This is a genomic window from Oscillibacter sp. CAG:155, from assembly GCA_000436875.1.
Classification (GTDB): Bacteria; Bacillota; Clostridia; order Oscillospirales; family Oscillospiraceae; genus Oscillibacter.
Genome location: FR890909.1, coordinates 10,094 through 20,573, shown reverse-complemented (window position 1 = coordinate 20,573; position 10,480 = coordinate 10,094). Strand labels below are relative to the sequence as shown.

The window sequence follows — 10,480 nt, the reverse complement described above, 5'->3', positions numbered from 1 at the left end:
CCGCCGCCCGGCTGGATTTTTGTTTGCCGGAACGGTATCCGAGAGATCTGCTGCTCAGCTATGCGGAAAAAAGCAATCGCCTTGGTTTGAAATGCCGTCATTCCCGCGTCACATTGGGTACGTGATCCACGGGAGACCAGTCGGTGATTTTCGCATTGCCGTACTCCCGGATATTGACGGTCTGCAGGCTGCTCAGTGTCCCGAGGACCGAGATGTCCGTGACCGTACTCTCATACAGCGTAAGAGACTGCAGATTGTGCATTTCCCTCAGAAAATACAGATCAGACAGGGCCGGTACATTCCAGGCGTATAAATCGAGATAGCGCAGATTGGTCAGGCCGGACAGCGGGGAAAGATCGGTGGTTTGATCGTCGATCCACAGCGTCAGGTCCGTCAGATTGGTCAATCCGGACAAAGCCTCGATGTCCATACAGGCAAAGGAGTCATTGTGCTGGGACAAAAACAGGGTCTGCAGCGCGGATTTTCCCTCCAGTCCGTGCAGGCTGATGGGACTGTCTGCATAGATCCGGAGAGACTCCAGCTTTGTCATGTCTGCCAGAGGCGTCAGATCTTTGATGCGCAGGGCCGTGCTGCCCTGGGCTGTAAATTCCAGAACCCGCATCTCGGTCAGCCCGCTTATGGGGGTCAGATCCGTGAATGACAGCTGTCCGATCAGCCGAAGCTCTGTCAGTTTGGTGAGATTTGACAAGGGGCTGAGATCGCTTGTTCCGCAGGATAAGAGATGAAGAACCTCCAGATTGGTCAGCTCTGCCAGCGGGGAGAGATCTGTGATCTGCTGAGCGGCATCGGAGGAGACGCCGTCAGTGGTCAGTGATTTCAAACCGGTCAAACCGGACAACGGGGACAGATCCCCGATCGAGGCCTGCCTGGGCAGTGACAGCGTCTCCAATTTGTGCAGGTTAGAAAGGGGAGACAGGTCGGAGATGTTGGGATTGTCCAGGCCTGTTCCGCTTCCGCCCAGACGCAGCTCCTCCAGCTCCGCCAGATTTGCCAGCGGCGAGAGGTCGGACAGGTTGTTTCCACGCAGCTCCAGACTTTTCAGCCGGGTCAGCTCCGCCAGCGGAGACAGGTCCGTCAACTGGTTCTGTCGCAGATCCAGCCGGGTCAGGTTGACCATATACCGCAGGGGCTGGATATCCGCATCCGTCAATTGCATGGAGTCGAGGCTCAGCTCCGTCAGGTCGGTGCTGTACTCCTGTCCGGCAATGGTGATAGACGGGACCTCCGCCTCAATCAGCTGCACTTCCTGCCCATCCGGCCCGGAGGCTGTCCGGTCTCCTCCGCCGATCGCGATCCCGATCCCCAGCACGACGGCCACTCCCGCCGCGATCCCGGCGATCAGGAACGGGGTACGCTTCTTTTTCGCCGGTGCCGGTGGTGCTGCGTCCGCAGCGCCGGGCACCTCCACCACCCGTTGGGATTCAATGGCCTCCAAAAATTCCGCGGCGCTCTGGAACCGATCCTCCGGCTGGACGGCCAGACCCTTTAAAATGGCCTTGTCCAGATACTCCGGAATGTCGATACCCAGCTGGGAGATCGGCACCAGCTCATCCTTGTCCAGCCGCTCCAGAGACTCGGGAGGCAGGTACCCGGTGATGGCGGCATAGAAGCAGGCGGCGCAGGAATAGACGTCGGTGTAGGGGCCCTGGCGGCTTCTTCGGATGTACTGCTCTTTCGGGGCGTAACCCACCTTTAAAATCACGTCCAGGCTCTTGGATTTGTCGCCGATGGAGTACCGGGCGGAACCGAAGTCCAGGAGCTTGACCATGCCGTCTTTGGTGATGTAGATGTTGTCCGGCGTCACGTCCCGGTGGATAAAGCCCTCGGCGTGGACGGCGGTGAGGGCCTGGAGCACCGGAATCATGACATTGCAGGCGTCCTCCACGCTGACCTTGCCGCCGTGGTTGGCGATGTAGGTCTTGAAGGAGATGCCCTCGATATAGTCCATGACGAAATAGGATGTGTCGTTTTCGTCGAAGTAATCCGTCACCCCGGCGATGTTGGGCTGGCCCATGAACTTGGCCAGCGTCCGGGCCTCTTCCTGAAACCGCTGGGCGCCGTAAGTAAAGTCCTCCGTCCGGCTCTCCATAGCGACCGACACCGTGGTGCCGATACGGGTGGCGATCTCGTTGGGCATGAACTCCTTGACGGCCACCCGGGCCTCCAGCTTGGTGTCCCAGGCCAGATAGGTGATGCCGAAGCCGCCCTGGCCCAGCACCCGCCCCACGATGTAGCGGTTGTTCAAGAGCGTGCCGGCCCACAGGGCCACCGGAAACTTTTTCTCATTTTCTGCCAGGTCGAAGCCGCAGTGCGGGCAGGGGCCGCCGCCCTCGGGACGCTCCTGAAAACAGTTGTAGCAAAGGTGCTTTGCCGCTGTCGTAGTTGTCACGCAACCCCCTCCTCAGATCAGATAGATACGAGTTTATGATAGCGTCTTTTGAACCTTCCTACAATATGCCGGCAGCATAGTGGGAAGCCGCCTTCCCGGAACAGGTCAGCTGGAGCAAAATCAGAATTTATGGGTCGGATATTTAATCCTGACGTTTGATTCATCTGAGCATATAGGCAGAGAGATGTGTAATATAGACAAAAACAGAGCTGATTTTTATTAATGATTGGATGTTGACGTCATAATATCGAGGTGATAGTATTATCGTATAAACATCCTATATTGGACTTAACACTCAAAGAACGAAGGGAGATACTATGAACAAAGAAGACCTCATCGAAAAAGCGTATGAAGTCCGCAAGAATGTCCTGAGAATGGCATATGTGGACAAGCGTGGATTCATTGCGCAGGCGCTGGGTGCTGCCGACTACTTAACAGTTCTCTACTTCCATGCCATGCGGTATCATGCGGATGATCCCAAGTGGGAAGGCCGCGACAGATTCCTGCTTTCGGCGGGGCACAATGCCATTGCCGTATATGCCGCCATGGCAGAGGCGGGCTTCTTCCCGAAAGAGTGGTTGGACACGTACGGCTTGGACAACAGCCGGCTGCCGATGTCCTGCATGCCCGCATATACACCCGGCATTGAAATTTCCGGCGGCTCCATCGGTCTGGGCATGCCCATTGCGGTCGGCATGGCCATGGGCCTGAAGCGGAAGAACTCCGATTCCAAGGTCTACGTAATGATGGGCGACGGCGAAATGGCGGAAGGACCTACCTGGGAAGCGGCCATGTCCGCCGGCAGCTATCAGCTGGACAACATTATCGGCATCGTGGATGTCAACGGCATCCAGGCCGACGGCAAGACCAGCTCCGTGCTGAATACGGAGCCCCTGCACGAGAAGTTCAAGGCCTTTAACTTCGATGTCCAGCGCATCAACGGAAACAGCATCTCTCAGGTGATGGAGGCGGTGGACAAGGCCAGAACCTCCACGGAGAAGAAGCCCCATGTGATCCTCTGCGATACCGTTCCCGGAACCGGTCTTTCTTTCCTGATCGGGAATCCGAAGAGTCACTTCATCAGCCTCGACGCAGAGGGCTGGAACCGGGCATTCAATGAGTTGGAAAGGGGTAAGGACTAATGAGCAGCGGTATTCAGAGTGTGATCAGCGACTCCAACGTCGTGACAAATCATCCCACCATGGCGGAGCCCTTCGGCAATGCGCTGATTGAGCTGGCCAAGGAAAATGACCGGATCGTCGGCCTCAGCGCGGATCTGGCCAAATATACGGACATTCACATTTTCCGGGATGCGTTCCCCGATCGGTTCTACAATGTGGGCATGTCTGAGCAGCTGATGATGTGCGCGGCCAGCGGCCTGGCCAAGGAGGGATTCATCCCCTTTGCCACCACGTATGCTACCTTTATCGCAAGAAGATGCTACGACTTCATTTCCCAGGCCATCTGCGAGCACAACACCAACGTCAAGATCATCGGCGGCCTGCCGGGGCTGCAGTCCGGCTACGGTCCCAGCCATCAGGCTACAGACGATCTGGCGATTCTGGGTGCCATGCCCAATCTGACCATCATTGATCCCTGTGACGCGGTAGAGATGCAGCAGGCCACCCGGGCGGCCGCCGAATTCAACGGGCCGATCTATCTGCGGCTGCTGCGGGGCAATCGCGTTCCCAAGGTGCTGGATCAGTACGACTATCACTTTGAGATCGGCAAGGCGAAGCTGCTGCGGGACGGCGCCGATGTGCTGCTGATCTCCTGCGGTGAGATGACCATGCGCTGCCTGGATGCCGCCGAAGCATTGGAGAAGGACAACATTCATGCGGCAGTGCTGCATGTGCCCACCATCAAGCCGCTGGACAAGGAGACGATCCTCAAGGAGATCCAGAAGTCCGACCGCTTGGTTATCACGGCAGAGAACCATACCGTGGTGGGCGGTCTGGGCAGCCTGGTAGCCAATCTCCTGGTGGACAACCAGGTCTCTGCGGTGCTCAAGAAGATCGCCCTGCCGGACAAGTATCTGGCAGCCGGTACGCTGGAGACGCTGCAGAACCTGTACGGTGTTTCCACCGAAGCGGTAACTGCACAGATCAAAGCGTATCTGGAATAAGGGGGAGTCGGCCTTGAAAGGAACCATGTGTGGTCTTGTCAAGGAGACCTCTGCCCCTGGAAAATTCGTCTATCGCACCGATTTGCCGATTCCACAGATCAACGACGATGAAGTGCTCATCAAAATCCATTGCACCGCGGTGTGCGGAACGGATCTCCACATCATGGAGTGGGACCAGTGGTCCCAGGCGCGGGTGAAAACGCCGCTGATTCCCGGCCATGAGACGGCGGGAGACATTGTGGAAGTCGGCAAAAATGTCCGCGACCGCAAGGTGGGGGACCGCGTCTCCTGTGAGACGCATATCCCCTGCGGAACGTGCTGGTTCTGCAAAAACGGCCTGCCTCACATCTGCAAAAACGTCCGGCTTTTCGGCGCAACGGAAAACGGCGCTTTCGCGGAATACGCCAAGATCCCCGCGAAAAATACCTTTTTGCTGGATGACGACATCGCCTATGAGACGGCCTGCTTGTTTGAACCCATGGGTGCAGGCGTTCATGGCGTGGAGAGCGCCGAAGTGGCCGGGAAAACAGTACTGGTCAGCGGCTGCGGTCCTATTGGATTGACGGCTGTCAGTGCCTGCAAGACCTTTGGCGCGAAGCTGGTGATTGCCTGCGATCTGGTGGATGAGCGTCTGCAGACTGCCCGGGAGATGGGCGCGGATGCGGCGATCAACAGCGGAAAATGCCAGCTGCAGGAGGAAGTGCTCAAATTGACCAACGGCGTCGGCGTAGATGCGGCCATCGACATCACCGGTGCCGGTACGGCGATCCAGTCCAGTTTGCGCTGTGTCCGTGCCGCCGGAAAACTGGTGTGCGTGGGACTTCCCAGCCGGAATGTGGAGCTGGATCTGACCAATGACCTCATTTACCGGGAAGTGGAGCTGACGGGCGTATCCGGCAGAAAGATCTGGGATACGTGGTCCGATTTTGCCAAGGTGATGAAGGGTCCTTATTACAAGCTGGAACATGTCATGGGAAACCGGTTTGCGCTCAAGGATTTTGACAAGGCCCTGGAGCAGATCGAAAATGGCGTACCGGGAAAGATGATTTTGTATCCGGGAGAAAGGTGACAGAAAACCATGAAATATGCGGCAGGAGCGATTAAGCGTGTGCATGTGCTTCGGATCGAGCCGGGAGAGGATGTGCTGATTTCCATTCAGAAGTACTGCGATGAGCACAAGATCTCCAACGGCGTGATCCTCTCCGGCATCGGAAGCTTGGACGGCTGCACATTTTTCGATCCGCAGGAGATGCCGGGAAAGCCGGGGCTTTATGGGTATGTGACGCCTTTGGGCCGGCCTACGCCCATTGAACTGGTGGGCCTCAACGGTATCATTTGCAGCGAACCAGACGGGGCGGCGGCGCCGCACATCCACGCCAGCTTTGCCGACGCGGAGGGAAACGAGTACGGTGGGCACCTGAAGGAAGGAAACCATGTGCTGGTGACCGTGGAGCTGGTCATCGCGGAGTTGGAAGGCGTTCGGATGTCCAGAAAGCTGGACCCGGTGAAGGCGGTCCCCGTGCTGTTTCCTGAAGAGGAGCGGTGACATAACAAGGCTGCGGGACATAAAAAAACTGTTCATGCAACGAACAATGAAACGAAGGGAGATATTATGAAAAAGAAGATTTTGGCCCTGTTGCTGTGTGCGGCAATGAGCGTTTCCCTGCTGACCGCCTGCGGTTCAGACGGAGGCAGCAGTGATGGTGAGTCTGGCCAGACCTACACCATGAAGATGCACCTGAGCATCGGTGAGACGGACCCCGTGTACAAATCCGCTGAGGTATTTGCGCAGACGGTCAACGAAAAGAGCAATGGAGCGATCACCGTGGAGCTGTACCCCAGCTCTTCTCTGGGCAACACAGCGGACTGCCTGGAGGGCCTGAGTCTGGGCATCTGCAACATCGTGTATGAATCCATCGGCAACCTGGCTTCTCTTTCTCCTCTCGCAAATATCGAGGCGGCCCCCTATCTGTATTCCGGTGTTGACCACTGGCGGGCTGTCTGGGAAGGCGAAGTCGGTCAGGACATCATGAACCAGATGGGCGAGGATTGCGGCATGGTAATCCTGGGCGCCGGTCTGCAGGGTGTTCGTGTGGTGTGCAGCAACAAGAAGATCGAATCCCCGGCTGACGCCGCCGGCTTCAAGCTGCGCGTTCCCACCATCCCCATTTACTTGGACACCTGGGAGTGGCTGGGTGCCACGCCCACGCCTCTGGGCGGCAGCGAGGTGTTCACCGCGATTCAGCAGGGAACAGTCAACGGCGCAGAGAACGGCCTGACCAACGTTGCAAGCCTCAGCTGGGATGAGTGCTGCGATTACATCATCGAGACCAACCACGTGTACAACACGGATTCCTTCATCATGGACAAGGCCTATTTCGAGTCTTTGCCCGCTGAGTACCAGACCATCATTCAGGAAGCGGCTGTGGAGGCCGGCAAGTACTGCACAGATCTCGTGCTGCAGGCTACCGAAGAGGTTCGGCCCGAGGTGGAAGCGGCTGGCTGCGAGTTCATCCAGACCGACGTCTCCGCCTGGCAGGAGGCACTGGACGGATTCCTGGAAGAGAAGTATCCGGATCTGGTTCCCTATGCGGATGCCATCAAGGCTGCGGACCCCGCCGCGAACGCTGCCTGAGTTCGGCAAGGTCGTTTACGGAAGTGAGAATTCCACGGAGAAGCAGCGTTTTGGAGGAGAGCTTCAAAACGCTGCTCTCCCAGAATTGAACAAGAGGAGATGAACACGGTGCTTACCTATTACAGCCGCATGTTGGATGGACTGCAGAAGGTGTTGAAGGTCCTGGAGATCATTCTGCTGGCGGCCATTACATTGATCATGGTCTACCAATGCATCATGCGTTATTGTTTCAGCCACGCACAGCCCTGGTGCGAGGAACTTTCTCTCTATCTGATGATTTACAGTGTCTTTTTGGGCATTCCCATTGCGGTTCGCCATGACAATCATCTTCAGGTGGACTTTCTGCTCTCCTTTTTTTCCCAGCGTGTCCGCCATCTGATCTCCGCCATCAGCGCGGTGGTTGCCATCGTATTTATGGTGGTGTTCTGCATCTATGGTGTCAGCCTGATCGAGCATGCCACCGGCGCCTCTACCACGCTGCCTCTGCGGATGCGGGATATTTACTATTCGTTCCCCATCGGCGCTGTACTGGTGATTTTGTTCGCCGTGGAAGTGGCCGCCAAGAATTTCCTGCTGTTTTTGGGAAAAGGCGCGGCACCGGCCGGCGAAGAGGAGGCGTAACATATGAATGCAGGAATTATCATCTTTGTCGTGCTTTTGGTCCTGGCGTTTCTGGGCTTGCCCATCTATCTTTCCATCGGTATCGCGACCCTTGTCGCCATGCTCCAGGCCGGATTCCCGCTGGAGGCCATTGCGCAGAAGACCTTCCTGGGTATGAACTCAGCCTCGCTTCTGTGCATCCCGCTGTTTATCCTTGCCGGCAACATCATGGCGCAGGGCATTACACAAAAACTGATCGCGGCGGCCAATGTTCCCCTTGGCAGAGTGCGCGGCAGCCTGGCCTCCGTTACGGTGCTTTCCTCTGCGCTCTTCGGCGCCATTTCTGGTTCCGCAGTGGCAACAGCTGCCGCTGTGGGCGGCATGACGGTGCCGGCCATGAAGGAGAACGGCTATGACAAGAACTATGCCGTTGCCTGCGCCAGCTGCTCTTCCTTGCTGGGCCCCATGATCCCGCCCTCCATTTCCCTCGTGGTGTATGCCAGCCTTACGGAGTGCTCCATTCAGAAGCTCTTTATGGCGACTGCCATTCCCGCAGTATTCTGCACGGTCTGCTTCCTGGCCTATACGCTCTATTACGGCCACAAGATGAAGCTGCCCAAGCAGCCCAAGACCACTGCCAGAGAAAAGCTCATGGTACTCAAGGACAGCATTTGGGCCCTTTTCATGCCCATCATCGTTCTTGGCCTGATTTTCGGCGGCATCTGCACGGTTTCCGAAGCGGCTGCCATTTCCGCACTGTATTCCGCCATCGTGGGCATGTTTATCTATCGCACGGTGAGCTTCAAAAACCTGCTCAACACCCTCTATGAGACCACGATCTCCGTATCCGCCATCATGATTCTGGTGGGCCTTTCCAAGGCGTCTGCATACGTGGTGATTTCCTCTCAGCTGCCGCAGCTGTTCATGGAGACGATGACGTCCCTGGTTTCCTCCAAGTTTGTGGTGCTGCTGATGATCAATATCATCTTCCTGATCCTGGGCTGCCTGATGGAGGGCAACTGCATTATCGTGATGATGGTCCCCCTGATGCTCAACCTGGTCAACTCCTTCGGCATTGATCTCATCCAGTTCGGAATTCTGACCTGCATCAATATTTACATCGGCTGCATCACTCCGCCGGTTGGTGTGTCTTTGCTGGTGGGAACCAAATTGGGCGATACCAGTGTGGGCGGTGCGTTCAAGTCCTGCCTGCCGTTTTTCGCGATTTCTCTGGTAGTACTGCTGCTGGTCTCCTATGTGCCGTCGTTTACCCTCTGGCTCCCCAGCGTGCTGGCGCAGTAAACCAGATCACAACAAAATCTTTGTTTGCATGGGGAACAGAATGACCGTACAAAAGGTACAGTGATTCTGTTCCCTTGCATATTTTGGAAGGTGTGATATAATGAAAAAAATTGGATTTTTAGGACTTGGCGTCATGGGACTCCATATGGCTTTGAACGTTGACCGGAAGACGGACGTGGAAGTCGTAGGATTTGATGTCAGTGAAAAGCAACTGCACAAATATCAGGCCGCCGGCGGAACTGCTGCTGCCAGCGTGGATGAACTGTACAGGACCTGCGATGTGATCCTCCAGATGCTGCCCACCCATGAAATCATCCGCCACTCTGTAGAAGAGGCGATCCGGCTGGGACAGCCGGGAACCGTGATCGTGGACTTGTCCTCCGCCGCGCCGGACATTATTCTGGATCTGTACCGGAAGGCGAAGGAGGCAGGGATGTACCTGCTGGATTCGCCGGTCAGCGGAGGAAACCCCATGGCGGAGGCCGGGACGCTCTCCATTATGACCGGCGGAGACCGGTGTGCGTTTGATGCGGTGGAACCGGTGCTCTCCTGTATGGGTACTGCGGTGTATACCGGCGGCCCCGGCAGCGGCGATACCACCAAGCTGGTCAACAACATGATCGGCGGAGCGATTCTGGTAGCTATTGCGGAGGGGTATGCATTTGCCGCAAAGGCGGGAATCGATCTGCAGACCACGTTCGAGGCGACACGGGGCGGATTTGCCGGCGGACCGCTGTATGACAACAAGGTCCCGAAAGTCCTGCATCGGGATTTTGAACCAGGGGCGCGGATTGCCGTGCACCGGAAAGATATTCTCAATGCCAAGCACTATGCCCATAAGATGGATGTGGACCTGCCGCTTACCGATGTGGTGCTGCGGGTGATGGATTGGATGAATGACAACGGTTATATCAATGAAGATCAAGCAGCACTGGTGCGGTATTACGAGGATAAAATGCAGGTGACAGTCGGGACGGGACAGGCCTGAGAAACTTCTGGTGCGCATTCAAACAACAAAACCGTGAAATTCGAGGAACAATCTGATGAGAGAAGTGAGAAGTGAGTATCTTTCGCCGATCAAGGCCAAATCCATGGTGGACAGCGTGGTATCACGGCTGACCAGCGCAATTATGAGCGGAGAGCTCAAGCCGGGAATGAAAATTCCCACCGAGGCTGATTTGGTGAAAGCGTTCGGCGTGGGGCGCAATACGATTCGGGAGGCCATTCGCATTCTGGTGGCCTATGGGATTCTGGAAGTCCGCAGAGCGGACGGCACCTATGTCTGTGATGGTTTTTCTCCGAAAATACTGGACCCTATGCTGTACGGAATTATTCTCCAAAAGGAGAGTGCCCACCGCGATCTCATCGGGCTCCGAAAACTTTTGGACAATGGAATTTTGGAGGAACT

Annotated in this window: 10 protein-coding genes; 9 read left to right on the top strand and 1 reads right to left on the bottom strand. The window is 56.3% G+C overall.

The features are described from left to right. Positions 1-97: 97 nt before the first annotated feature. A complete protein-coding gene (locus QZL67_RS06010) occupies positions 98-2,410 on the bottom strand; it encodes a protein kinase (protein WP_022289846.1) in 2,313 nt (770 codons plus the stop codon). 317 nt (positions 2,411-2,727) lie between these two features. On the opposite strand from QZL67_RS06010, the gene QZL67_RS06005 reads away from it, so the two are divergent. The 9 genes from QZL67_RS06005 to QZL67_RS05965 all read left to right on the top strand — a co-directional run. Next, positions 2,728-3,552 carry a transketolase gene (locus QZL67_RS06005; protein ID WP_022289845.1) on the top strand — a complete coding sequence of 275 codons (825 nt, stop codon included), beginning with the start codon at positions 2,728-2,730 and terminating at the stop codon, positions 3,550-3,552. After that, positions 3,552-4,535 carry a transketolase family protein gene (locus QZL67_RS06000; RefSeq protein WP_022289844.1) on the top strand — a complete coding sequence of 328 codons (984 nt, stop codon included), beginning with the start codon at positions 3,552-3,554 and terminating at the stop codon, positions 4,533-4,535. Before QZL67_RS06005 ends, QZL67_RS06000 begins: the two co-directional genes overlap by 1 nt. Positions 4,536-4,548: 13 nt before the next feature. Further along, complete coding sequence (locus tag QZL67_RS05995; RefSeq protein ID WP_022289843.1) at positions 4,549-5,604, top strand: L-threonine 3-dehydrogenase; 1,056 nt, start codon at positions 4,549-4,551, stop codon at positions 5,602-5,604. Between the two features lie 9 nt (positions 5,605-5,613). Next, the gene (locus QZL67_RS05990; protein WP_022289842.1) at positions 5,614-6,081 is read left to right on the top strand and encodes a PPC domain-containing DNA-binding protein; all 468 of its coding nucleotides are present in this window, start codon (positions 5,614-5,616) and stop codon (positions 6,079-6,081) included. A 66-nt stretch (positions 6,082-6,147) separates the two neighbouring features. Continuing rightward, positions 6,148-7,170, top strand: a complete 1,023-nt coding sequence (locus tag QZL67_RS05985) for a TRAP transporter substrate-binding protein (protein WP_022289841.1) — start codon at positions 6,148-6,150, stop codon at positions 7,168-7,170. Between the two features lie 108 nt (positions 7,171-7,278). After that, entirely contained in the window at positions 7,279-7,791 is a 513-nt protein-coding gene (locus tag QZL67_RS05980) for a TRAP transporter small permease (protein WP_022289840.1), read from the top strand. A 3-nt stretch (positions 7,792-7,794) separates the two neighbouring features. Continuing rightward, the gene (locus QZL67_RS05975) at positions 7,795-9,072 is read left to right on the top strand and encodes a TRAP transporter large permease (RefSeq protein ID WP_022289839.1); all 1,278 of its coding nucleotides are present in this window, start codon (positions 7,795-7,797) and stop codon (positions 9,070-9,072) included. Between the two features lie 100 nt (positions 9,073-9,172). Beyond that, on the top strand, positions 9,173-10,060 hold the full coding sequence (locus tag QZL67_RS05970) for an NAD(P)-dependent oxidoreductase (protein ID WP_292919972.1): 888 nt from the start codon (positions 9,173-9,175) through the stop codon (positions 10,058-10,060). A 55-nt stretch (positions 10,061-10,115) separates the two neighbouring features. Beyond that, positions 10,116-10,480, top strand: a 365-nt coding sequence (locus QZL67_RS05965; protein WP_292919970.1) for a FadR/GntR family transcriptional regulator, incomplete at its 3' end; no start/stop codon positions are given.

Bases quoted from the DNA above. Each gene is read 5' to 3' on its own strand.
- QZL67_RS05985 (WP_022289841.1), top strand. From the start codon at position 6,148: ATGAAAAAGAAGATTTTGGCCCTGTTGCTGTGTGCGGCAATGAGCGTT.
- QZL67_RS06000 (WP_022289844.1), top strand. From the start codon at position 3,552: ATGAGCAGCGGTATTCAGAGTGTGATCAGCGACTCCAACGTCGTGACA.
- QZL67_RS05990 (WP_022289842.1), top strand. From the start codon at position 5,614: ATGAAATATGCGGCAGGAGCGATTAAGCGTGTGCATGTGCTTCGGATC.
- QZL67_RS05975 (WP_022289839.1), top strand. From the start codon at position 7,795: ATGAATGCAGGAATTATCATCTTTGTCGTGCTTTTGGTCCTGGCGTTT.
- QZL67_RS06005 (WP_022289845.1), top strand. From the start codon at position 2,728: ATGAACAAAGAAGACCTCATCGAAAAAGCGTATGAAGTCCGCAAGAAT.
- QZL67_RS05970 (WP_292919972.1), top strand. From the start codon at position 9,173: ATGAAAAAAATTGGATTTTTAGGACTTGGCGTCATGGGACTCCATATG.